Origin of the sequence: Neorhizobium sp. IRS_2294 (genome assembly GCF_050500145.1) — a bacterium.
Taxonomy (GTDB): domain Bacteria; phylum Pseudomonadota; class Alphaproteobacteria; order Rhizobiales; family Rhizobiaceae; genus Neorhizobium; species Neorhizobium soli.
On the sequence record NZ_CP191439.1, the window covers coordinates 1,143,432 to 1,165,252 of the forward strand.

Below are 21,821 nucleotides of genomic sequence, written 5' to 3' on the forward strand. Positions count from 1 at the left end.
TTGCATGCCTGCCGTCTTGGTGAAGCCAATGTGGGCCAGCCGTTTTCGTGCTTGGATCAGGGCGGAGTTGCCAACCTGATCCAGAGCGTCGAGCGCGTGTCTTACATCAGCCGTGGCGTTAACGGAAGATCAATCATCTTCCTCCTGCTTCCCCAGTTTTTTGACCGAACCGGCGATGCGCGACACCAGATCCGGCAGGTCCTCGATCATCGTCCAGCGGGCGCTGGAACCCTTCGGCAGCTCGGCGGATGTGGCCGGCAGCATGGCGCCGGAAAAGCCGAGCTTTTCGGCTTCTTTCAATCGCTGCGCGGTCTGTGAGACGGGCCGCACTGCGCCGGAGAGACTGATCTCACCGAAGAACACATGATCGGCCGGAAGAGCGATGCCGGCAAGCGAAGAAACAAGCGCTGAGGCAATCGCCATGTCCGCGGCCGGCTCCGAGATGCGGTAACCGCCGGCGACGTTCAGATAGACGTCGTGCTGTCCGAGACGCACGCCGCAATGGGCTTCGAGAACCGCAAGGATCATCGCGAGACGCGACGAGTCCCAGCCGACCACCGCGCGGCGCGGCGTGCCGAGCGAGGTGGCCGCCACCAGCGCCTGCACCTCGACAAGAACCGGCCTTGTGCCTTCCATCCCGGCAAAGACGGCAGCCCCTGGCGACTTGGCGTTGCGTTCGCCGAGAAACAGTTCCGATGGGTTGGTGACTTCGCGCAGACCCTTGTCGGACATTTCGAACACGCCGATCTCGTCGGTCGGCCCGAACCGGTTTTTCACCGTACGCAGGATGCGGTAATGATGGCCGCGGTCACCCTCGAAATAAAGCACGGCATCGACCATGTGCTCGACCACGCGCGGACCGGCGATCTGGCCTTCCTTGGTGACATGGCCGACCAGAACCATGGCGGCACCCGTCTGCTTGGCAAAGCGGATCATCGCCTGCACGCCGGTGCGCACCTGGGTGACGGTGCCCGGCGCCGAATCGGCCGTATCGCTCCACAGCGTCTGGATCGAATCGATGATCACGAGATCCGGCCGCTTGCCTTCCGACACCGTGGCGAGAATGTCCTCGACATTGGTTTCGGCCGCCAGAAGCACTTCCGTATCGGCAGCACCCAGCCGCTGGGCCCGAAGGCGAACCTGGGCGACGGCTTCTTCGCCCGAGACATAGATGATGCGATGACCACGACGCGAAAGGGCGGCTGCCGCCTGCATCAGAAGCGTCGACTTGCCGATGCCCGGATCGCCACCGATCAGCACCGCCGACCCGCGCACGAACCCGCCGCCGGTGGCACGGTCGAGTTCGGAAATGCCGGTATGGATGCGCGGTGCTTCCTCGGTTTCACCGGAAAGAGCCGTCAGCGTCACGGCGCGGCCCTTTTTCGGCACCTTGCCAGGCCCGGAACCGATGCCGCCCATCGGATCTTCCTCGACGATCGTATTCCATTCGCCGCAGCCTTCGCACTTGCCAGCCCAGCGGCTGTGCACCGTGCCGCAGTTCTGGCACACGAATTGAGTTTTAGGTTTTGCCATGAGATCAGGTTTCGTCAGTCTTGAAGAGGTCGGGATGAAGGTTTTGGTGGCCGTGCAGGACCCGGACGATGCGGACAGCCGTTTCCGTTCGGCGGAAGTAGATCCAGCGTTTGCGGTATGGGAGTGCTTTGAGACCGGGTGAGAGATTATCGCGCGGCGAACCTGGAAAACCGGTGAAGGCAATCCACGCAGCCTTTTGTGTGAGATCTCGGACGAAGTGGCCGGCCGCGACCGGATCGTCGACGGCGATGTACAGGAATATGTCGAGGAGATCCTGATCGGCCAGCGGGGAATAAATCAGCTCTTTCGGTTCAATATGCGCATCCCCCGTTCGATGATCGAATCCGCGTGTGTGTCGGCATTGTCGAAACGCACGAACTCGCCTCTCTCCAGCTGCGCATCCGCCTCGGCGATCATCGTCCTCAAGAGCTCGTCTTCGCTTCCAAGACGGCTTAGTCCCGCCGCGACGACATCCTCAGCGCTTTCATAAGCGCCCGTCTTCACCTGCTCTTCGATAAACGCCAGAGCCTCGTCATTGAGATGGATCTCGGTCATTTCGATCTCCTTTTGTTCTCATTTAGCACGAAGATATCGCCCGCGAAAGAGGGGGATCTCCGCATGCGCTTCCGCTCTCACTCGTCGGCGTAAAGATACCGTCGCTCGTATCGCAGGCCAAGGCTGGTGAGGAGTTCGTAGCCGATCGTGCCGGCCGCGCGCGCGACGTCGTCGAGCGGCATGTTGGGACCGAACAGCTCGATATAATCGCCGGTGCGAACATCGCGTTCCGGCACATCGGTAATGTCGAAGATCGTCAGGTCCATGGTGACGCGGCCGACAACCGGCACCCGGTGGCCGGCGATGAAACCGAAACCGCCTTCGTGAATGCTGTCGCGGATCGGAACGCCGGAGCCGGACAGCGACCGCTTGTAGCCATCCGCATAGCCCGCCGCGACGATCGCCAGCCGGCTGTCGCGGGTCAGGCGGTGTGTGCCGCCATAGCTGACGGTTTCGCCGGTCTTGGCGCTGCGGATCTGGATGATGCGCGCCTCGGCCTTGGCGACCGGCCGCATCGGATTGCTGACGCCACCGACAGCCTCGCCGCCATAGACGGCAATTCCTGGGCGCGTGAGGTCGAAATGGTATTCGGAGCCGAGAAGGATGCCGGAAGAAGCGGCAAGACTTGCCGGAATGCCTTCATAAGCCGCCGCAACCTTCTGGAATGATTCAAGCTGCTGGCGGTTGAAGGAAGAGGAGGGCGTATCGCCGCTGTGCAGATGCGACAGCACGAGGACAGGCGAGAAACTCGCCGGCCGCGACACGTCGTCGGCAAAGGCGAGCGCGTCCTCGAGCGGAATGCCGAGCCGGTTGAACCCGGTATCGATATGCAGCGCGCAAGGATGATCGCCGTGTTCTGCGGTCACCGCCATCCAGAAGCTAAGCTGCTCTTCGGAGACGAGGACCGGAACCAGCCCGTGTTCGTAGAACGTCGCTTCCTGACCGGGCCAGACGCCTGACAGGACATAGATGCGGGCATCGGGCGCATAGGTTCGAAGCGTCACACCTTCCTGAACCACGGCCACGAAAAAATCGCGCGCGCCGGCCTCGTAAAGCGCCGTACCGCAATCCTCGAGACCCAGCCCATAGGCATCCGCCTTGACAACGGCCGCAGTCGAGGCATTGCCGGAGAGATCAGCCATCTCCCGCCAGTTGTCGGCAAGCGCTACGAGATCGATGGTCAGCCGGGCAGGGGCGATATCGAATTCGTCGAAAGGCAGGGCGTCGTCGTCGAAATCTGTCATGAGCGCTCAGCAGAATGGATCGGATCGACGCCAATCCTTACCCGTTTCCACGGCCGGAAAAAGACATATGGGCGAGATTTTGCGCGCTGCACGCTTTTTTCCAATATCCCAAGCAATCCAGTAAAAATAGACACATTGACGATGTATTAATGCAGTGTTCAGTTTGTATTGTGTATCAGGTTTACTGTTCATTTAATTGAATTTCCCCGCGCCATTGGGTCGGGGAACGGTGGGATTTATATCTGGGGAGACTAATTTGAAAAATGTACTGTCACTCATATTGGCGGTAAGCTTTTTTGCTTCCGGCGCGTCTGCAGCCTTGGCGCAGACAAAGGGCGACTGGGTTCTAGGCAACTATAAGGGTGCCGGTTACTGGTTCCCGGGTGTCATCGAAAAGATCGGCGGCGGCAGCGTTACCATCCGCTACGATGACGGTGACCGGGAAACGGTGGCTTCAAGCGCGGTGCGGCCGTACGACTGGATGATCGGCATGAAGGTCGAATGCAACTACAAGGGCGCCGGCGACTGGTACCCGGGCAAGATCACCGCGCTGGCAGGCGAGAAAATCGGGATCGCCTATGATGACGGCGACAAGGAAAGCACCCGGACCGGACGCTGCCGGACCCAGTAGTCGATCAGCGACCCTAAACTGGTCGATGCCGGCCGCTTTGCGGCGGCGGGCATTGACCATCTTATCACAGAGACTTGTGCCGCAATGAGCTCATCAATGCTCTTCGTATTGCGTGAAGCTTGGTTCGGCCAGATCTGCAAACCGCGTGAATTCCGCCTGGAAGGCGAGCTTGACGGTGCCGGTTGGTCCGTGGCGCTGCTTGGCGATGATGACGTCGGCCGTCCCCTTCACCTTGTCCATCAGCTGTTCCCATTCCGGGTATTTCGGATCGGCCATATCGCGCGGCTCCGAGTTCTTCACGTAATACTCTTCGCGGAACACGAACAGCACCACGTCGGCGTCCTGCTCGATCGAGCCTGATTCGCGAAGGTCGGAAAGCTGCGGGCGCTTGTCCTCGCGGCTTTCCACCTGGCGCGAAAGCTGCGACAGCGCGATGATGGGAACGTTGAGCTCCTTGCCGAGCGCCTTCAGGCCCGTGGTGATCTGGGTGATTTCCTGAACGCGGTTCTCGCCGGATTTACCTGAACCCGTCATCAGCTGGATATAGTCGACCACGAGGCAGTCGAGGCCACGTTGGCGCTTGAGGCGGCGGGCGCGGGCAGACAGCTGCGCAATCGAGATACCACCGGTCTGGTCGATGAACAGCGGCACTTTCTGCATCATCTGTGAGCAGGCGACGAGCTTTTCGAAATCGGCCTCGGTGATATCGCCGCGGCGAATTTTTGACGAGGACACTTCGGTCTGTTCGGAGATGATACGGGTCGCCAGCTGCTCGGACGACATTTCGAGCGAATAGAAACCGACGACGCCGCCATTCTTGGCTTTCATCGATCCGTCCGGCTGGACCTCCGGCTCGTACGATGCGGCGATATTGTAGGCGATGTTGGTGGCAAGAGAGGTCTTGCCCATGCCGGGACGACCGGCAAGCACGATCAAGTCGGACCGCTGCAACCCGCCCATCTTGCCGTCCAGCGACATGATGCCGGTGGAAATGCCGGACAGATGGCCGTCGCGCTCGAAGGCCTGGCCGGCCATGTCGATCGCCAGCGCCACCGCGTCGTTGAACGACTGGAAGCCACCGTCGTAGCGGCCGTTTTCGGCAAGCTCGAACAGGCGACGCTCGGTATCTTCGATCTGGCTCTGCGGCGGCATGTCGAGCGGCGCGTCATAGGCGATGTTGACGACGTCCTCGCCGATGGTGATTAGCGCCCGGCGCAGCGCCAGATCGTAGATCGCCCGGCCGTAGTCCTCGGCATTGATGATTGACACGGCTTCGGCAGCGAGACGGGCGAGATACTGCGCCACCGTCATGTCGCCGACCTTCTCGTCCGCGGGCACGAAATTCTTGATGGTGACCGGGTTGGCGGTCTTGCCCATGCGGATGATGTCGCCCGCCACTTCGAAGATCTTGCGGTGCAGCGGCTCGTAGAGATGGGTCGGCTTTAGGAAGTCGGAGACGCGGTAATAGGCGTCGTTGTTGACGAGGATCGCACCCAGCAGCGCCTGCTCGGCTTCGATGTTGTTGGGAGCCTCACGGTAGTGCGGCGCTGCATCCTTGTTGCTCAGCGATGCGATGTTGCGCGCGACTTCGTTCATGATCTCTGTCCGTCCTGTCCGTCGAAGCTGCCGGTTCTACTGGTAAATGCGCCGTGCTGAAACCGGCCTTTTGCCCCAGCGGCTTTTCCACAGCTATCCACAGCGCCATTTTGCCGGTGCCAGAAAGAACGCAGTGAAACGATGAATCCGGTTGACTGTGTTTCGCTGCGACTCAGTCATTGGTCGCATCAGTATAGCCCAAGAAGACAAAAAAACGCCCGGGCTGATGACCCGGGCGTTTCTCGAACTGGTTAGACGATGACGGCTTATTCGTCGTCTTCAGCGTTGCCGTCTGCGTCCGGATCGAAGAAGTCTTCCGGACGAAGCGCGTCTTCGTCGACGCCGTAGATGGCGTCAGCCGAGGTGAGGCTTTCGCCCTTGGCCTGGCGCTCGGCTTCTTCAGCGGAACGGGCAACGTTGACGGCGATTTCGGTTTCGACTTCCGAATGCAGGTGCAGAACGACCTTGTGGAGGCCGATCGCCTTGATCGGGGTGTTGAGATCGACCTGGTTGCGGCCGACGTTGAAGCCTTCGGCAGCCAGTGCCTCGAGGATGTCGCGGGCAGCAACCGAACCGTAGAGCTGGCCGGTTTCGCCAGCGGAGCGAACGATCACGAAGGTCTTGCCGTCAAGCGCGTCGGCAACGGTCTGGGCTTCGCCCTTGCGCTCCAGGTTGCGGGCTTCGAGCGTTGCACGCTCGGATTCGAAGCGCTTCTTGTTGGCTTCGTTGGCGCGCAGCGCCTTGCCCTGCGGCAGAAGGAAGTTACGGGCAAAGCCGTCCTTGACCTTTACCGTTTCGCCCATCTGGCCAAGCTTGGCCACGCGTTCAAGCAGAATGACTTGCATGTTGTGGTTCCTTTCAAGTTTCAATTCGTAGGTGGTTCGTCTCTGCCGTCTGCGGATTTTGCAGGCGTCAGGGCAATGGTGCGGCGTGTGTCGGAAAGACCCAGCACGACAATGGCGATCGCCGGCAGGATAAGCATCGACGACAGGTAGCAGAGGACGAGAACCGGCAGGCGCCAGTCCTTGTCGCGTGTCCGAAAGTGAAGCGAGGCATAGCCCGCCATGAGAAAGCCGGCGCCGAATGTGCCGCAGACGACCGCGCCGATCATCGCCGGAGCGCCGCCGAAGAAAGTCATCACGGTGCCGGCGAGAAAGATGAAGATGGCATTGCGGTTCATGCGCAGCGCCGACGGCATGTCCTCGCGCGGGCGAACCGCACGGCCGGATCGCGACACGACGCGTACTGCGATATAGAAGGCCGCAAACAGCAGCGTCACCCAGATGCCGCCCTGGAACATCGGCAGCATCAGCACCAGCAGCGACTTGGTCTGGGAAAGGCTCGCGACATCGGGGGCGAGGGTGGGCTCCTGCGCCTGCAGCGCTGTCGTCATCGCATCGACCATCTGGTCGATCAGTTCCGGGCCATAGCCGATCGCAAAGCCGAGCGCGATGACGGCAATCGTGACAAGGCCGCAGAGGTGCAGCAGAATGTCGGAGATCGGGTACCAGGCCATCAGATTGTCCGGGCCGCCGAGTTCGGAGGCGGGACGGGCGAGATTGGCAAGATGCGACAACCAGCCGGCGGGGATCAGCGTGAACACTGCCATGGCCAGCGCAAACATCGGCGACACGAGAAGTGCGCCGAGCACTCCGGCGGTAACAACACCGACGATGGCGGCACGATTGCCCCAGCCGAGGCCGGCAATCAGGATGGGAAGAGCGGACGCTGCATAGAGAATGGAGGCAAACGACGACTGTGCGCTCGCACCCATGACAAGCACGGTGGCGATAACACCGGCAAGGATACCGGTCGGCAGCACTGTCTGGAACTTGTTCGTCACTTTGTCTCGCTGTCCTGCCACATCAAGCAGTTAGGGGATAGGCCGGGACGGATGTCGCAATGGCCTTGATCCCCAACATGGGGTTTTGGTTTTGCCGATCCGCGCCCAACGCGGAAGGGAAGATGGACCTGCCGGCTTTGACAGCCGGCAGGTCCAATATCAGATTAAGACAGAACGTACGGCAGCAGGCCGAGGAAGCGGGCGCGCTTGATGGCCTGGGCCAGTTCGCGCTGCTTCTTCTGGGAAACGGCCGTGATACGCGAAGGTACGATCTTGCCGCGCTCGGAAATGTAGCGCTGCAGAAGACGAACGTCCTTGTAGTCGATCCGCGGTGCATTCGCGCCCGAGAACGGGCAGGTCTTGCGACGGCGGTGGAACGGACGGCGTGCCGCGGAGGAGGATGAGTCAGCCATTGGTGTTTTCTCCTTCGAACCGATTAAGCGTCACGTGGCGGGCGCGGTGCGCGCTCGAAACCACCTTCACGCGGGGGACGATCGCCGAAATCGCGGCGCGGGCCACGATCGCCGAAGTCGCGGCGAGGACCACGGTCGTCACCATCACGGCGCGGACGGTCGTCACGATCGCGCTTCTGCATCATTGCAGACGCACCTTCTTCGTGCTTCTCGACGGCAAGCGTCATGTAACGAAGAACGTCTTCGTTGATGCGCATCTGGCGTTCCATCTCGTGCACGGCAGCTGCCGGTGCGTCGATGTCCATAAGGGCGTAATGCGCCTTGCGGTTCTTCTTGATGCGGTATGTGAGGGACTTGAGGCCCCAGTTTTCTACGCGCCCGACTTTGCCGCCATTTGCTTCGAGGACACCCTTGTACTGTTCTACGAGGGCATCAACCTGCTGTGCGGACATATCCTGTCGAGCAAGGAATACGTGTTCATAAAGAGCCATGTAAGCTTTGCCTTTCTTGCGGTTGTTTTGTCACCCGGGTTCGGCGGCTAAGCCTCAACGACTGCTCTTGGAATGGGACAAGCCCAGGCAAGAAAAGCTGTTGTATCGAGACGGTCGAGAGCGGAGACACGGGAGGCCGGAACGCTTTTCGTTCCTACGGCCGCTCACGCGACCTACCCTCCGTTCAGCCACCAGCCAGAAGACCGGGTGTTTCGAACAAGGCGGCTTATACCGATTTTTGGCGATAAGGCAAGAGGGAGGGGTTCGACGCTCGCAAAAATAGTTAAATGGACTTAGTGGTACCATGGGTTGTAATTTGGGTTCGGGTCAATTCGACCCTTTGCCAAGAGGAGCAGGAGGCATGGCTAAGCTCGATACTATTTTGAATACCACCATCACCTGGAAAAATTGGACGTCGGATGCGGATCTTCTTTCGCTTTTGTCGGACCTGCAGGCCAATATCCTGAAGGGGCACGGCAGAGATCATACCAAGAATGTCTTTCTCAGTTTCGCTGGCATGAAGTCTGATGCGGTCGCCGGCCTGCTGCGGGATCTTTCGTTCGTGACGACATCCGCGCTGACGCAACTGCGCGAGGCAGAAGCATTCAAGGCAACGAAACTCGGCGGCGGAACGGTCGTCAGCGTCTTCCTCAGCGCAAAAGGGTATGCAGCCCTTAGTTTGCCGGATGCCAACATTCCCGCCGATGCCTCATTCAGGGCCGGGATGCGGAACCGCGGACGGCTCAATCCGATGCCGCTTCCGTTTGCCGGTCCTCCAATCAATGATCCGGAAAAGGAGCACTGGGAAAAGGGTGAGGCTTGGGACAGCGCCAAGGACGACCCCGACGCCATGGTTCTGATTGCAGACGAACAGGCCTCACTTGTGGGCAATTCCTACAGCGCGTTGCAGAAGGTTTTCGCAAAGCACGGCGCAACGGTTCTGGGTTCGGACATCGGCCTGGCGCAGAGGCGCAAGCAGGCGGGCGGCGATGTTCGAGGCGAAGGCATCGAGCATTTCGGCTATGTCGATGGCATCAGCCAGCCATTGTTTCTGACCGAAGACTTCCTCGACAACAATGGAATGCCCAAACCTCGTGGCAAATGGGACGAGGAGTTCAAGGCCTCCCAGTTTGTCGTATCGGATCCGGGCAATCCCACGACATTTTCATGCGGCAGCTATTTCGTCTACCGCAAGCTCGAGCAGAACGTGAAGCTGTCCAAGCAGAGGGAACGTCTGCTTGCGCAGTCGGTGGATCCACAGAACCCCGATGAGGACCGCGCGGGTGCGATGGTTGTCGGTCGCTTCGAGGACGGAACACCGGCACTGCAGAGCGGTCCAGTGGCGGGCGCGCCAACCAATGACTTCGACTACACACTCGACCCGGTCGGGCTGAAATGTCCGGTTCGAGCGCATGTCAGGAAGACCAATCCGCGCACGCCGGGCGACGAATTCGAGCGCTCGCATATCATGGCGCGCCGAGGCATAACCTATGGCGATCGGGCACCCGATTTTTCAGATGAGCCAGACAAGGGAGTCGGTCTTATTTTCATGGCTTACATGGCCAACGTCAATCAGCAGTTCGAGTTCACCCAGAGTGCCTGGGCGAACAATACGTCGTTTCCGTTCCAGCCGGCGGTTCCGCCGAAGAAAGGCGTCGATTTCATCATCAGCCAGGTCGCAAACAGTGGCGATCCGTCCGAAAAGGAATGGATCGATGGCCATAGTCAGCCACAAAAGATCGGCGTGATGGATTTCGTGCAGACGGTGACCTTGATGGGCGGCGAGTACTTCTTCGCTCCATCGATCAGCTTCCTTCAGTCGGCACCATCCTTGATCGCAAACCCGCCGGCTGAGTTGTCGTAAAATAGCCGAGCGATTGAGCGGCGACAGAGATATATCCGGCGGCCGGGACTTATCGTTCCGGCCGCCTTTATGCTGACCTACCGCGCCGTCCGGCTTTTCCGGTATCTGACCACGGCAATCACGGCGAGGAGGGCGGCGAGCGGAAATCCAGCCTCCGCCACGAAGGTCCGGTCCGCCCTGACCTGGTCGCGCATGGCGATCCAGGCGATCGAGCTGACGATGCAGTTCTCGTTCGTGTCGGATATCTCGGTAATCGGCAGCTGACCGCATTGCGCGGCTGCGACCAGATAGGCCTCGTGGAACGGGCTTCCGGGCCTTGGAATGTCGATCATGGCTTGTCCTCCGCCGGAAGAAATAGCGCAAGTTTGCGGATGACGACAGCGTGTTTCAGCCGGTCATCCGCAATCTGTCGCGACCTCAGATCGGCATCGGATAGTCGCGATAGACCGCGGCGATCTCTCTCAGAACCTCATCCGACAGCGTCACGTCGGCAGCCGCGATATTGGTCTTCAATTGGTCCATCGTCGTTGCACCGATGATGACGGAGGCCATGAAGGGGCGCGTCAGGCAGAAGGCGAGCGCCATCTGCGACGGGTCGAGGCCGTGCTTCTTGGCGATGTCGAGATAGGCCTTGACCGCCGGCTCCTGTCGCGGCTGAAGGCGACCGCCGAGATCCTGGTTGATCGAGCCGCGCGAGCCTTCAGGTCGTGCACCGCCCTGATACTTGCCGGAAAGCAGCCCGGCTGCGAGCGGCGAATAGGCGAGCAGGCCGACATCCTCGTGATGGGACATTTCTGCAAGATCCAGATCGAACTGGCGGTAGAGAAGATTGTATTCGTTCTGCAGCGTCGCGACGCGGGGCAGGCCCTTCTCCTCCGCCACATCGAGATAGCGCATCGTGCCCCAGGTGCTTTCGTTGGAAAGCCCGATCGCGCGGATCTTGCCCTCCTTCACCAGTTCGCCGAGCGTTTCGAGTTTTTCCAGAAAACTCGTGCGTGCCTGTTCGCGATCCTGTGTCGACGCATCGAACTTCCAGGAATTGCGGAAGTGGAACGTGCCGCGGTTCGGCCAGTGGATCTGGTAGAGGTCGAGGTAATCCGTCTTGAGGCGCAAGAGGCTTGCGTCGAGTGCTTCACGGATCGTCTCGCGTGTAATCGGGCGGCCGTCGCGGATGTAGGAGCGACCGCTGCCGGCGATCTTGGAGGCGAGGATCAGGTCCTGTCTCTTGCCGCTCTTTTGCAGCCAGGTGCCGATGATCGTTTCCGTGTCACCGTAGGTTTCGGCACCCGGAGGCGTCGTCGGGTAGAGTTCGGCCGTATCAAAGAAGTTGATGCCGTTGTCGAAGGCATAGTCCATCTGTTCATGGGCTTCGGCCTCGGAATTCTGCGTTCCCCAGGTCATCGTGCCCAGGCAGATCTCCGAAACGGAGAGGTCGGTGCGGCCCAGTTTATTGTATTTCATAAAGATCGATCCCGTCTGAAAAAGTGGCCGGACTTTAGATCGGATTTGACGCAGTGCAAGAGCAGATCGGTGCCGGTTTCGTGCGTCGGTAGCGTAAAATTTATCAAGAGTTTGCTGGACGGGAGAGAATTTTTTCCAACTTGTTCCCGATACGGCAATTTTGCGGCCGGATTTGCGTCTGGCGCAGAACAAATTTTTGGAGGGCATTTTGAATGGTCGATAACGCGACGCAGCATAAGACGACACAATACGACGACAAGGGGTTTCCTGACGCCGGCGAACCGCCGAAGACGGGTCGATGGAAACTGATCGGTCCCGGTATCGTGGTTGCCGTTACCGGCGTCGGCGCAGGCGATCTGATCGCCACGCTGATTGCCGGCTCGCGTTTCGGCTATGCGCTACTCTGGGCAGCGGTCATTGGCTGTATCGTCAAGATTGCGCTTGCCGAGGGATCGGCCCGCTATCACCTCGCTACCGGTTCGACCATGCTCGACGGCTGGCGGTCGCTCGGCAAATGGACGAGCTGGTACTTTGGCATCTACATCATGATCTGGGGCTTCGTGTACGGCGCTACCGCCATGAGCGCGACGGCACTGCCGCTGGCGGCTCTCTTCCCGTTCCTGCCGCTCTGGGCCTGGGCCATGATCTCAGGCCTCGTCTGCGCGGCCTTCGTTGCCTTCAACAACTACGAAGTCTTCGAGACCGTGATGAAGGTCTTCATCGCCATCATGTTCACCATCGTCGTCGGTATCGCCATCCTCGTCGTGCCTGATGTCGGCAATGCGCTGACCGGTCTGATCCCGACCATTCCCGAGGGCTCGGCCATCTACACGCTCGGCCTGATCGGTGGCGTCGGCGGTACCATCACCATGGCGTCCTACGGCTACTGGGTGAATGCCAAGGGATGGCGCACCCCGTCCTGGATGGGCGTCATGCGCCTCGACAACCGTGTTGCCTACATCATGACCGGCATTTTCGTGATCGCCATGCTGATCGTCGGCGCCGAGCTTCTCTACACCGCGCAGATCGCGCTCTCGACCGGCGACCGCGGCCTGCTCGATCTCGATGCGGTCCTTCAGGAGCGGTTCGGTCCGTTTGTCGCAAAGGCCTTCCTGGTCGGTTTCTTTGCCACCACGATCTCCTCCATCCTCGGCGTCTGGCATGGCGTGTCGCTGTTGTTTGCGGATTTCGTCCGCACCGTGCGTGGCGAAACCAGTGGCTCGCGGCAGGGGCTGGAAAAGACGCCGGCCTTCAAGTTCTACCTGTTCTGGCTGACGATTCCGCCGATGACGCTGTTGTGGTTCGGTCGCCCGTTCACGCTCGTCATCATCTATGGCGCGCTCGGAGCCTTCTTCATGCCGTTCCTGGCGGTCACGTTGATCTGGCTGCTGAACTCAGCCCGCGTCCCGAAGGAATGGCGCAATGGCTGGCTGTCGAACGGCCTGCTCGGCGCCGCAGCGCTGCTGTTCGTCGTTCTTTGCGTCAACGAAGTGATCAGCCTGATTTCGGGCTGATAACAGGGGGTAAGCACCGGCCAAAATCGGGGTAAATGCCCGAAACCCTTGACTTGCAAGGCGGGAATGTGAATGGAAAGGGCAAAAATAGGGAAAGGAAACGACCTTATGAGTAGTCCGGCGAGCAGTATCGCATTCACATTCCCGGGTCAGGGAAGCCAGGCCGTCGGCATGGGCAAGGAACTGGCCGACGCCTTTCCCGAAGCCCGTGCCGTGTTCGATGAAGTCGACGAGGCGCTCGGCCAGAAACTGTCCGAAACAATGTGGAACGGGCCGGAAGAAACGTTGACGCTGACCGCCAACGCGCAGCCGGCCCTCATGGCCGTTTCCATCGCGACGATGCGCGTTCTCGAAGCTCGCGGACTCGTTCTCGCCGACAAGGTCGGTTTCGTCGCCGGCCATTCGCTCGGCGAATATTCGGCTCTTTGTGCGGCCGGCACGTTCTCTCTCGCAGACACAGCACGGCTGTTGCGCATTCGCGGTGACGCGATGCAGTCCGCCGTTCCGGTCGGCCAGGGCGCGATGGCTGCGATCATCGGTCTCGATCATGCCGATGTCGAAGCGATCTGTGTGGAGGCGAAGTCGGAAGGCGTGTGTCAGATCGCCAACGACAATGGCGGCGGCCAGCTGGTGATTTCCGGCTCGAAGGCTGCTGTCGAGAAAGCAGCGGCTCTGGCGACCGAAAAAGGCGCCAAGCGCGCGATCATGCTACCGGTCTCTGCGCCCTTCCACAGCGACCTGATGGCGCCGGCGGCCGACGCCATGCGCCATGCGCTGGACACCGTCCAGAAAAACGATCCGGTCGTGCCTGTCATCGCCAATGTGCGCGCAACGCCGGTCAGCGACGCGAACGAGATCGCGACGTTGCTGGTGGCGCAGGTGACCGGACAGGTGCGCTGGCGCGAAACCGTCGAGTGGTTCGGCGCCAATGGCGTGACGACGCTCTACGAAATTGGTTCCGGCAAGGTGCTGACGGGTCTTGCCCGCCGCATCGACAAGAATATCTCTGGCATAGCCCTCAACACCCCGGCCGATATCGACGCGGCGCTGGCTGCCATCCTCGGCTGAAGAGAAGGAATTCAACATGTTTGACCTGACCGGCCGCAAGGCCCTCGTCACCGGTGCCACCGGCGGCCTCGGCGAAGAAATCGCCCGCATGCTGCATGCGCAGGGCGCAACCGTCGGCCTGCACGGCACCCGCGTCGAGAAACTCGAAGCACTCGCTGCCGAACTCGGCGATCGCGTCCACATCTTTCCGGCCAATCTCTCCGACCGCGCCGCGGTCAAGGCGCTCGGTGAAAAGGCGGAAGCCGAACTCGGCGGCGTTGACATTCTCGTCAACAATGCGGGCATCACCAAGGACGGCTTGTTCGTGCGCATGAGCGACGAGGACTGGGACGCAGTCCTTGAAGTCAACCTGACCTCCGTGTTCCGCCTGACCCGCGAGCTGACCCATCCGATGATGCGCCGTCGCTTCGGCCGCATCATCAACATCACCTCGATCGTCGGCGTCACCGGCAATCCGGGCCAGGCCAACTATTGCGCCTCCAAGGCCGGCATGATCGGCTTCTCGAAGTCGCTGGCGCAGGAAATCGCCACGCGCAACGTGACGGTCAACTGCGTCGCGCCAGGCTTTATCGAGAGCGCCATGACCGGCAAGCTCAACGACAAGCAGAAAGACGCCATCATGGGTGCCATTCCGATGAAGCGGATGGGCGCCGGATCCGACATTGCCGCCGCTGTTCTTTACCTCGCTTCGAATGAAGCGGGATATGTGACTGGACAGACCTTGCATATCAATGGCGGTATGGCGATGATCTAATCCGGGGCACGGGCGCAGCAAATCCGAGTAAAATCGGCTGTTGGCGGCTGTGCGGCGGAACAGATTCTGGCTTTGCGTAGCACGGAAACCGTGTTAAGCGGGCCTTGACTACACGAAGTCACCCCGAAATTCAGGGCGTCATAATGCGTGAGCATGTGACTGGAACCTGAAGAGGGGCGAAGGGGTTTGCCCGCATCGGCACCATGAAGTGCCGGCGGCAGGTATTAACAGGATACGGATGCCATTCAGGCATTCGAGAAGACAAAAGGTCGAGGAAACCGACATGAGCGATATCGCAGAACGCGTTAAGAAAATTGTTGTTGATCATCTCGGCGTCGACGCCGAAAAGGTTGTCGAAGGCGCTAGCTTCATCGACGACCTCGGCGCGGACTCGCTCGATACGGTCGAACTGGTCATGGCGTTCGAAGAAGAATTCGGCGTGGAAATTCCGGACGATGCAGCTGACTCGATCCTGACGGTCGGCGACGCTGTAAAGTTCATCGAAAAGGCTCAGGCCTGATCGAACCATATTCGGGACGCGCGCCTCGTTGCGAGGCCGCGATCTCTCATGACGGCCCGCTTGTTCGGGCCGTTTCAGCAACTAACTGACAATACTACTACAGGGTGGGGCACTGGCGATGAGGCGTGTCGTTATCACCGGTACCGGCATGGTATCTCCTCTGGGATGCGGAACGGAAGTCAGCTGGCAACGTCTGCTGGCCGGCGACAACGCCGCCCGGGTCGTGACCGAATTTGAAGTCGAAGATCTTCCGGCCAAAATCGCCTGCCGCATTCCGGTCGGCGACGGTTCCAACGGCACATTCAATGCCGACAACTGGATGGAGCCGAAAGAACAGCGCAAGATCGATCCATTTATTCTTTATGGTGTTGCCGCCGCCGACATGGCGCTGGCCGACGCCGGCTGGCACCCGCAGACCGACCAGGACCAGATCGAGACCGGCGTCCTGATCGGCTCCGGCATCGGTGGTCTCGAGGGTATCGTCGAGGCTGGCTACACTTTGCGAGACAAAGGCCCGCGCCGCATCTCGCCGTTCTTCATTCCCGGCCGCCTGATAAACCTTGTCTCCGGACAGGTCTCGATCAAGCACAAGCTGCGCGGCCCGAACCATTCGGTCGTCACCGCCTGTTCCACCGGCGCACACGCGATTGGCGATGCCGCCCGGCTGATCATGCTGGGCGACGCGGAGGTCATGGTGGCCGGTGGTGCCGAATCACCCATCTGCCGGATCGCGCTGGCGGGCTTTGCTGCCTGCAAGGCGCTGTCGACCCTTCGCAACGACGACCCGCAAAGCGCCTCGCGCCCCTACGACCGCGACCGTGACGGTTTCGTGATGGGCGAGGGCGCCGGAATCGTCGTGCTGGAAGAGCTCGAACACGCCAAGGCGCGCGGTGCCAAGATTTACGCGGAAGTCGTCGGCTACGGCATGTCCGGCGATGCCTTCCACATCACGGCTCCTTCCGAAGACGGCGATGGTGCTTTCCGTTGCATGACGTCGGCCCTGAAGCGCGCTGGTCTTGGCGCATCCGACATCGACTACATCAACGCGCATGGCACATCGACCATGGCCGACACGATCGAACTCGGTGCTGTCGAACGCCTGGTTGGCGATGCGGCCTCCAAGGTCTCCATGTCGTCGACGAAATCCGCGATCGGTCACCTTCTCGGTGCAGCCGGCGCTGTCGAAGCCATTTTCTCCGCACTGGCGATCCGTGACAATATCGCGCCGCCGACGCTCAACCTCGACAACCCTGATGTCGACACTGTGATCGATCTTGTTCCGCATACCGCGCGCAAGCGCGAAATCAACGTGGCGCTGTCGAACTCCTTCGGTTTCGGCGGTACCAACGCGTCTCTGGTGCTCAAGCGCTACGAAGCCTGACGCGCATTCGGCCTTCGCTTCTCGGCTGGACTTCGACAGTCCGGCCGATATCATTTTCCGAACCTGCTTTTTGCCGTATTGCTTGGCCAAACAGCCGGTTGAAAGTCCAGAGTCGAGGGGAAACGGTTGAGCGACATGAATTCATCGAATGATCAGCCGGGTTATGGCAGTGGAAACGGCCATGGCGGCAATGGCAACGGTACGACCCGTGGTCCGATCATTCCGAAATCGCCGAACGAGGCCCTGAAGCCCGAACGGGTGCCGGAACCGCCGCGTCGCTCCAAGAAGGCGCGCAGCCAGCTGGTGATCTTCCTGAACTTCGTCATGACCATGGTCGTGCTCGTCTGCATCGTGGTGATCGGCGGCCTGTATTACATGATCCGGACGTTTCAGGATCCGGGCCCGCTGGAAACGAACGCCCACTTCATGGTCCGTCCCGGCAACGGCCTGGCGGAGATTGCCAACAATCTCGAGCGCAACGGCGTCGTGTCCGACGCGCGCGTGTTCCGCTACGTGACCGCGACCTATCTGCGCGGCGGCGAGACGCTGAAGGCCGGCGAATACGACATCAAGGCGAAGGCCTCGATGAAGGACGTGATGGAGACGCTGATCTCCGGCAAGTCCATCCTCTATTCCGTCGTCTTTCCGGAAGGCCTGACCGTGCGCCAGATGATGCTGCGTCTCAACGAGGATGCGGTTCTGGAAGGCGACATGCCGGCGGAGCTTCCCGCCGAAGGCAGCCTGCGTCCCGATACCTACAAGTTCTCGCGCGGCACCAAGAGGTCGGAAATCCTCTCGCAGATGCATGCCGCTCAGCAGAAGACGATCGACCAGATCTGGGAAAAGCGCGACCCCGACCTGCCGGTCAAGACCAAGGCAGAGTTCGTGGTGCTCGCCTCGATCGTCGAGAAGGAAACCGGCAAGGACGACGAGCGCGCCCATGTCGCCTCGGTCTTCATCAACCGGCTGAACAAGGGCATGCGACTGCAGTCTGACCCGACCATTGTCTACGGCATCTTCGGCGGTGAGGGCAAACCGTCCGATCGGCCGATCTACAAGTCCGATCTGACCAAGCAGACGCCCTACAATACCTATCAGATCAAGGGCCTGCCGCCGACGCCGATCTCCAACCCCGGCCGCGCCGCACTCGAGGCTGTTGCCAATCCGTGGCGCACCAACGATCTCTATTTCGTGGCAGACGGCACAGGCGGGCACGTGTTTGCAGCCACGCTGGAAGAGCACAATGCCAACGTACGTCGCTGGCGTCGGATCGAGGCCGAACGGTCAACCGGCAATGCGGCAGCCCGCGGTGAAGAAGTGGTCGATGGCCAGCCGGATGGCGACGACGCCGAAACGCCACCGAAAAGCAACTGACGCCTTGCCTCTGGGGAAGGCAGTCCGGAGAAGCGTATGAGCCTGCCGTCTAACCCGAAATCCCTGCAGTCGATGACCGGCTTTGCTCGCAGCGAAGGAACAAGCGGCCGCAACCGCTTTGCCTGGGAACTGCGCTCGGTTAACGGCAAGGGGCTCGACATGCGATTGCGGCTGCCCTCCGGCGTTGATCGTCTTGAGCAGGATGTCCGCAAGCGGATTTCCGAACGGTTTTCGCGCGGCAATCTGCAGGTGGCGCTGTCGCTCTCGACCGAGGACGCGAAGGTGGAAGCGGTGCTGAACCGCGATGCGCTGGCCGCCGTGATGGCGCTCCGTGCTGAACTGGGCGATCTGGTCGATCCGGCACCGCTGCGTCTCGACACGCTGCTTGGCATCCGTGGTCTCGTCGAGATCCGCGAGGCCGAGGATGACGAACAGGCGGTGACGGCGCGCGACGCCGCCATCCTCAACTGTCTCGGCGACGCGCTATTCAAACTTGAAGAGATGCGCGAGCACGAAGGGTCGGCGCTGCGGGACATTCTCACCCTCCATGTGGACCGCATCGCCGAACTGACGACGCTGGTGGAGAAGGACCCGTCCCGCTCGCCGGAAGAGATTGCCAAGAAGCTTTCCACGCAGCTCGCCGCCTTGATGGCGGAGGCGCCGACCCTCGACCGCGACAGGCTTTATGGCGAGGCAGCACTGCTTGCGACCCGCGCCGATCTGCGCGAAGAGATCGATCGGCTGAAGGCCCATGTCGTCGCAGCCCGCGAGCTTCTGCAGACGGGCGGGCCTGCCGGGCGCCGTCTCGACTTCCTTGCACAGGAATTTAACCGGGAATCGAATACGATCTGTTCCAAATCCAACGCCGCTGCTGTAACGGCAGCAGGACTGGAACTGAAAGTCGTGATCGACCAGTTCCGCGAACAGGTTCAGAATCTGGAGTGACACGACCATGAGCCCGGCCCCCTCGACACCGAAAACCTCGTCGCCCTCGAAGATGAAGACGACGATCGCGCGCCGGGGATTGATGCTGGTCCTGTCGTCGCCGTCAGGCGCTGGCAAATCCACCATCGCCGGCAATCTCTTGCGCGGCGACCATAGCCTCGAGATCTCGGTCAGTGTCACCACCCGCGCCAAGCGTCCGAGCGAGATCGCCGACACCCACTACCATTTCATCACCGTGCCGCAGTTCGAGCGCATGCGCGATGCCGACGATCTGCTGGAATGGGCCGAGGTACATGGCAATTTCTACGGCACGCCGCGCGAGCCGGTCGAAAAGGCGATGGCCGAGGGACGCGACATGCTGTTCGACATCGACTGGCAAGGCGCACTTCAGCTGCAGGAAAAGATGAAGGCGGACGTCGTCTCGATCTTCGTGCTGCCGCCAACCATGACCGAGCTGCAGTCACGCTTGCACCGCCGCGCCGAAGACAGCGAAGAGGTGATCCGCACCCGGCTTGCCAATTCCCGCTCGGAAATCGAGCGCTGGCGCGAATACGACTACGTCATCGTCAACGACGATCTCGACGAAGCCTTCCACAACGTCAGCTGCATCGTCAATGCCGAACGCGTCCGCCGCGACCGCAGGCACGGCCTGTTCGAGTTCGTGAGCAACCTCCTGACGGAAGAGCCGACACTCTAGGTTCTGGTGTAAAACGGGGCTCTAGCGCTCGCCGCGACCCCTTAAAGCAAGTTCGCCAGTCTTACGAACTCTCCCACCGACAGCGTTTCGGCGCGGCGTTGCGGGTCGATGCCGGCTTTGGCGAGCAGAGCTTCGCCACCGACCGGTTTCAGGCTCTGTCGCAGCATCTTGCGGCGTTGACCGAAGGCGGCGTGGGTGATGCGTTCCAGCTTGGAGACATCGCAGGGCAGGGGATTGGCGCGCGGGATCAGATGCACGACAGTCGATGTCACCTTGGGCGGTGGTGAAAAGGCCTGAGGCGGCACGTCGAACATCATGTGGGGATCGGTGCGCCAGCCCGCGAGGACGCCGAGGCGGCCGTAGTGGTCGTCTTCCTGGTCGGCAACGATGCGCAGACCCACTTCCCTCTGGAACATCAGCGTCAGGCTCTGCCAGAATGGCGGCCAGGTCTTGTCCTCAGGCAGAAGCCAGTTCAGCAGCAGTTGCGTGCCGATATTGTAGGGCAGGTTGGCGATGATCTTGACCGGTCCACCGGAAGCCTTCTCGGCCGCGAGCGCGGCGAAATCGATCTGCAGCGCATCGCCCTCGATGACTTCAAGCCGTCCCGGATAGTGGTCGGCGATTTCTGCAAGCACAGGAAGCGCGCGGGCGTCGCGCTCGATGGCGATCACTTTCTTGGCGCCGAGCGACAGGATGGCGCGGGTAAGGCCGCCGGGACCCGGCCCAACCTCGAATACGGTCACGTCCTCCAGCGGTCCGGCCGCGCGGGCGATCTTCTGGGTGAGGTTGAGATCGAACAGAAAATTCTGGCCAAGCGATTTCTTGGCGTCCAGTCCATGACGCTGGACGACGTCACGCAGCGGCGGCAGCCCATCGAGCGTCGCCATCAGATGCGCCCCGCAAGGCTCGGTGTCATTGTTCCGGCCATGGCGCCTGCAAGCCGGATTGCCTCGACCAGGCTCGTCTCGCGGGCGACACCCTTGCCGGCGATGCCGAAGGCGGTGCCGTGGTCGGGAGACGTCCGGATGAAGGGCAAGCCGAGCGTGACGTTGACGGATGTGTCAAAACCCAGCGCCTTGGCCGGGATCAGCGCCTGATCGTGATACATGCAGATTGCCACGTCGTAACGGCTGCGGGCTTCGTCATGAAACATCGTATCAGCCGGCAGCGGCCCGAAGGCGTTGATGCCCTCTGCGCGCAGCTTGACGATGGCCGGATGGATGATGTCGCGTTCTTCGGTGCCCATCGTGCCGTCTTCGCCCGCATGCGGATTGAGACCGGCAATCGCGATGCGCGGCTGGTCGATGCCGAACCGGACTTTCAGGTCGTGATGGGTCACGCGGCAGGTTTCAAGGATCAGCGTTTCGGTGAGCGCCGCTGGAATGTCCTTGAGCGGAATGTGGATCGTGACGGGGATGGCCCGCAGCTTCGGTCCGGCCAGCAGCATGACGGGGCGCACGGGGGTGCCTGTATGCTTGTGCGCAAGGTCCGCCAGGAACTCCGTATGGCCGGGAAAGCCGAAGCCTGCCTGGTATAGAACGGACTTGGCGATCGGATTGGTGACGACGCCGAGCGTCTTTCCCGCAAACGACAGCGACACGGCGGTCTCGATCGCCTCGATCGTCCCACGGGCGGTGGCGACATGCGGCTCGCCGGCGGCGACTTCGGCTCCGGCCGGGATCGGCAGAACGGGAAGCGCGTCTTCGAAGATCGAAACGGCACCGTCCGCGTCGGTTTCACGGATCGCAACGTCGAGGCCAAGCAGGGCCGCCCGCGATGCAAGCACCGCCGGGTCGCCGAGAAAGAGAAACGGCGCAATGCCGTGTGTCCGTCTCGCCGTCCATGCGGCCAGCGTGATGTCTGGACCAATGCCGGCAGGATCGCCCTGGGTCAGCGCGAGCGGACGATCAAAAGGCATGCGGTCTCCGTTCAGGCCC

General features: G+C 61.0%; 23 protein-coding genes. 10 read left to right on the forward strand and 13 right to left on the reverse strand.

Annotated elements, in window-relative coordinates; genetic code table 11:
- Positions 1-129: 129 nt before the first annotated feature.
- The 4 genes from radA to alr form a co-directional block, all read right to left on the reverse strand.
- Complete coding sequence (gene radA / locus ACQY1K_RS05480) at positions 130-1,533, reverse strand: DNA repair protein RadA (RefSeq protein ID WP_062453352.1); 1,404 nt, start codon at positions 1,531-1,533, stop codon at positions 130-132.
- Positions 1,534-1,537: 4 nt separating this feature from the next.
- Positions 1,538-1,849 carry a type II toxin-antitoxin system RelE/ParE family toxin gene (locus ACQY1K_RS05485; RefSeq protein ID WP_348270994.1) on the reverse strand — a complete coding sequence of 104 codons (312 nt, stop codon included), beginning with the start codon at positions 1,847-1,849 and terminating at the stop codon, positions 1,538-1,540.
- The gene (locus tag ACQY1K_RS05490) at positions 1,831-2,088 is read right to left on the reverse strand and encodes a ribbon-helix-helix domain-containing protein (protein WP_062453351.1); all 258 of its coding nucleotides are present in this window, start codon (positions 2,086-2,088) and stop codon (positions 1,831-1,833) included. Before ACQY1K_RS05490 ends, ACQY1K_RS05485 begins: the two co-directional genes overlap by 19 nt.
- Positions 2,089-2,165: 77 nt before the next feature.
- A complete protein-coding gene (gene alr / locus ACQY1K_RS05495; protein ID WP_430258490.1) occupies positions 2,166-3,332 on the reverse strand; it encodes an alanine racemase in 1,167 nt (388 codons plus the stop codon).
- A 256-nt stretch (positions 3,333-3,588) separates the two neighbouring features.
- Here alr and ACQY1K_RS05500 point away from each other — a divergent pair, with 256 nt between their 5' ends.
- Positions 3,589-3,963 carry a tudor domain-containing protein gene (locus tag ACQY1K_RS05500; RefSeq protein WP_430258491.1) on the forward strand — a complete coding sequence of 125 codons (375 nt, stop codon included), beginning with the start codon at positions 3,589-3,591 and terminating at the stop codon, positions 3,961-3,963.
- Positions 3,964-4,056: 93 nt separating this feature from the next.
- Here ACQY1K_RS05500 and ACQY1K_RS05505 read toward each other — a convergent pair whose 3' ends face one another.
- The 5 genes from ACQY1K_RS05505 to rpsF all read right to left on the reverse strand — a co-directional run bounded on the left by ACQY1K_RS05505 (position 4,057) and on the right by rpsF (position 8,306).
- Complete coding sequence (locus tag ACQY1K_RS05505; RefSeq protein ID WP_062579847.1) at positions 4,057-5,559, reverse strand: replicative DNA helicase; 1,503 nt, start codon at positions 5,557-5,559, stop codon at positions 4,057-4,059.
- Between the two features lie 266 nt (positions 5,560-5,825).
- Positions 5,826-6,404 carry a 50S ribosomal protein L9 gene (gene rplI, locus ACQY1K_RS05510; RefSeq protein ID WP_062579849.1) on the reverse strand — a complete coding sequence of 193 codons (579 nt, stop codon included), beginning with the start codon at positions 6,402-6,404 and terminating at the stop codon, positions 5,826-5,828.
- A 20-nt stretch (positions 6,405-6,424) separates the two neighbouring features.
- Complete coding sequence (locus ACQY1K_RS05515) at positions 6,425-7,402, reverse strand: DUF2232 domain-containing protein (protein ID WP_113111099.1); 978 nt, start codon at positions 7,400-7,402, stop codon at positions 6,425-6,427.
- A gap of 164 nt (positions 7,403-7,566) precedes the next feature.
- Entirely contained in the window at positions 7,567-7,815 is a 249-nt protein-coding gene (gene rpsR / locus ACQY1K_RS05520) for a 30S ribosomal protein S18 (protein ID WP_062453345.1), read from the reverse strand.
- Between the two features lie 23 nt (positions 7,816-7,838).
- Complete coding sequence (gene rpsF / locus ACQY1K_RS05525; protein ID WP_062453344.1) at positions 7,839-8,306, reverse strand: 30S ribosomal protein S6; 468 nt, start codon at positions 8,304-8,306, stop codon at positions 7,839-7,841.
- A 361-nt stretch (positions 8,307-8,667) separates the two neighbouring features.
- Between rpsF and ACQY1K_RS05530 the strand changes: the two genes are divergently transcribed.
- Positions 8,668-10,170: a Dyp-type peroxidase gene (locus tag ACQY1K_RS05530; RefSeq protein ID WP_430258492.1), complete on the forward strand. Its 1,503-nt coding sequence runs from the start codon at positions 8,668-8,670 to the stop codon at positions 10,168-10,170.
- A 77-nt stretch (positions 10,171-10,247) separates the two neighbouring features.
- Here the strand turns inward: ACQY1K_RS05530 and ACQY1K_RS05535 are convergent, their stop codons facing one another.
- Together ACQY1K_RS05535 and ACQY1K_RS05540 are read right to left on the reverse strand one after the other, a co-directional pair.
- Positions 10,248-10,502, reverse strand: a complete 255-nt coding sequence (locus tag ACQY1K_RS05535; RefSeq protein WP_430258493.1) for a hypothetical protein — start codon at positions 10,500-10,502, stop codon at positions 10,248-10,250.
- Positions 10,503-10,587: 85 nt separating this feature from the next.
- The gene (locus ACQY1K_RS05540) at positions 10,588-11,631 is read right to left on the reverse strand and encodes an aldo/keto reductase (protein ID WP_430258494.1); all 1,044 of its coding nucleotides are present in this window, start codon (positions 11,629-11,631) and stop codon (positions 10,588-10,590) included.
- Positions 11,632-11,843: 212 nt separating this feature from the next.
- Here ACQY1K_RS05540 and ACQY1K_RS05545 point away from each other — a divergent pair, with 212 nt between their 5' ends.
- The 8 genes from ACQY1K_RS05545 (at position 11,844) to gmk (ending at position 19,884) form a co-directional block, all read left to right on the forward strand.
- Complete coding sequence (locus tag ACQY1K_RS05545) at positions 11,844-13,145, forward strand: Nramp family divalent metal transporter (RefSeq protein WP_184654863.1); 1,302 nt, start codon at positions 11,844-11,846, stop codon at positions 13,143-13,145.
- Positions 13,146-13,253: 108 nt separating this feature from the next.
- The gene (gene fabD, locus ACQY1K_RS05550) at positions 13,254-14,213 is read left to right on the forward strand and encodes an ACP S-malonyltransferase (RefSeq protein WP_062579862.1); all 960 of its coding nucleotides are present in this window, start codon (positions 13,254-13,256) and stop codon (positions 14,211-14,213) included.
- A gap of 16 nt (positions 14,214-14,229) precedes the next feature.
- The gene (gene fabG / locus ACQY1K_RS05555; protein ID WP_062453338.1) at positions 14,230-14,967 is read left to right on the forward strand and encodes a 3-oxoacyl-[acyl-carrier-protein] reductase; all 738 of its coding nucleotides are present in this window, start codon (positions 14,230-14,232) and stop codon (positions 14,965-14,967) included.
- A 283-nt stretch (positions 14,968-15,250) separates the two neighbouring features.
- On the forward strand, positions 15,251-15,487 hold the full coding sequence (locus ACQY1K_RS05560) for an acyl carrier protein (protein WP_006727438.1): 237 nt from the start codon (positions 15,251-15,253) through the stop codon (positions 15,485-15,487).
- A 118-nt stretch (positions 15,488-15,605) separates the two neighbouring features.
- Positions 15,606-16,868 (forward strand): beta-ketoacyl-ACP synthase II, encoded by a 1,263-nt coding sequence (gene fabF / locus ACQY1K_RS05565; RefSeq protein WP_062453337.1) that lies wholly within the window; start codon positions 15,606-15,608, stop codon positions 16,866-16,868.
- Between the two features lie 135 nt (positions 16,869-17,003).
- Positions 17,004-18,242 (forward strand): endolytic transglycosylase MltG, encoded by a 1,239-nt coding sequence (mltG, locus tag ACQY1K_RS05570; RefSeq protein WP_082476140.1) that lies wholly within the window; start codon positions 17,004-17,006, stop codon positions 18,240-18,242.
- A 36-nt stretch (positions 18,243-18,278) separates the two neighbouring features.
- Positions 18,279-19,187 (forward strand): YicC/YloC family endoribonuclease, encoded by a 909-nt coding sequence (locus ACQY1K_RS05575; RefSeq protein ID WP_430258495.1) that lies wholly within the window; start codon positions 18,279-18,281, stop codon positions 19,185-19,187.
- 7 nt (positions 19,188-19,194) lie between these two features.
- Positions 19,195-19,884: a guanylate kinase gene (gmk, locus tag ACQY1K_RS05580; protein ID WP_062579867.1), complete on the forward strand. Its 690-nt coding sequence runs from the start codon at positions 19,195-19,197 to the stop codon at positions 19,882-19,884.
- A 41-nt stretch (positions 19,885-19,925) separates the two neighbouring features.
- On the opposite strand, the gene rsmA is transcribed toward gmk, so the two are convergent.
- Together rsmA and pdxA are read right to left on the reverse strand one after the other, a co-directional pair.
- A complete protein-coding gene (gene rsmA, locus ACQY1K_RS05585; RefSeq protein WP_430258496.1) occupies positions 19,926-20,771 on the reverse strand; it encodes a 16S rRNA (adenine(1518)-N(6)/adenine(1519)-N(6))-dimethyltransferase RsmA in 846 nt (281 codons plus the stop codon).
- Positions 20,771-21,802, reverse strand: a complete 1,032-nt coding sequence (gene pdxA, locus ACQY1K_RS05590) for a 4-hydroxythreonine-4-phosphate dehydrogenase PdxA (RefSeq protein WP_430258497.1) — start codon at positions 21,800-21,802, stop codon at positions 20,771-20,773. Before pdxA ends, rsmA begins: the two co-directional genes overlap by 1 nt.
- Positions 21,803-21,821 lie beyond the last annotated feature (19 nt).

Coding starts and splice junctions, on each gene's coding strand:
- ACQY1K_RS05530 (WP_430258492.1), top strand. CDS start 8,668: ATGGCTAAGCTCGATACTATTTTGAATACCACCATCACCTGGAAAAAT.
- fabF (WP_062453337.1), top strand. CDS start 15,606: ATGAGGCGTGTCGTTATCACCGGTACCGGCATGGTATCTCCTCTGGGA.
- pdxA (WP_430258497.1), bottom strand. CDS start 21,802: ATGCCTTTTGATCGTCCGCTCGCGCTGACCCAGGGCGATCCTGCCGGC.
- rpsF (WP_062453344.1), bottom strand. CDS start 8,306: ATGGCTCTTTATGAACACGTATTCCTTGCTCGACAGGATATGTCCGCA.
- mltG (WP_082476140.1), top strand. CDS start 17,004: ATGAATTCATCGAATGATCAGCCGGGTTATGGCAGTGGAAACGGCCAT.
- fabD (WP_062579862.1), top strand. CDS start 13,254: ATGAGTAGTCCGGCGAGCAGTATCGCATTCACATTCCCGGGTCAGGGA.
- rplI (WP_062579849.1), bottom strand. CDS start 6,404: ATGCAAGTCATTCTGCTTGAACGCGTGGCCAAGCTTGGCCAGATGGGC.
- ACQY1K_RS05505 (WP_062579847.1), bottom strand. CDS start 5,559: ATGAACGAAGTCGCGCGCAACATCGCATCGCTGAGCAACAAGGATGCA.
- ACQY1K_RS05535 (WP_430258493.1), bottom strand. CDS start 10,502: ATGATCGACATTCCAAGGCCCGGAAGCCCGTTCCACGAGGCCTATCTG.
- ACQY1K_RS05490 (WP_062453351.1), bottom strand. CDS start 2,088: ATGACCGAGATCCATCTCAATGACGAGGCTCTGGCGTTTATCGAAGAG.
- gmk (WP_062579867.1), top strand. CDS start 19,195: ATGAGCCCGGCCCCCTCGACACCGAAAACCTCGTCGCCCTCGAAGATG.
- rpsR (WP_062453345.1), bottom strand. CDS start 7,815: ATGGCTGACTCATCCTCCTCCGCGGCACGCCGTCCGTTCCACCGCCGT.
- ACQY1K_RS05545 (WP_184654863.1), top strand. CDS start 11,844: ATGGTCGATAACGCGACGCAGCATAAGACGACACAATACGACGACAAG.
- ACQY1K_RS05540 (WP_430258494.1), bottom strand. CDS start 11,631: ATGAAATACAATAAACTGGGCCGCACCGACCTCTCCGTTTCGGAGATC.
- alr (WP_430258490.1), bottom strand. CDS start 3,332: ATGACAGATTTCGACGACGACGCCCTGCCTTTCGACGAATTCGATATC.
- rsmA (WP_430258496.1), bottom strand. CDS start 20,771: ATGGCGACGCTCGATGGGCTGCCGCCGCTGCGTGACGTCGTCCAGCGT.
- radA (WP_062453352.1), bottom strand. CDS start 1,533: ATGGCAAAACCTAAAACTCAATTCGTGTGCCAGAACTGCGGCACGGTG.
- fabG (WP_062453338.1), top strand. CDS start 14,230: ATGTTTGACCTGACCGGCCGCAAGGCCCTCGTCACCGGTGCCACCGGC.
- ACQY1K_RS05560 (WP_006727438.1), top strand. CDS start 15,251: ATGAGCGATATCGCAGAACGCGTTAAGAAAATTGTTGTTGATCATCTC.
- ACQY1K_RS05575 (WP_430258495.1), top strand. CDS start 18,279: ATGAGCCTGCCGTCTAACCCGAAATCCCTGCAGTCGATGACCGGCTTT.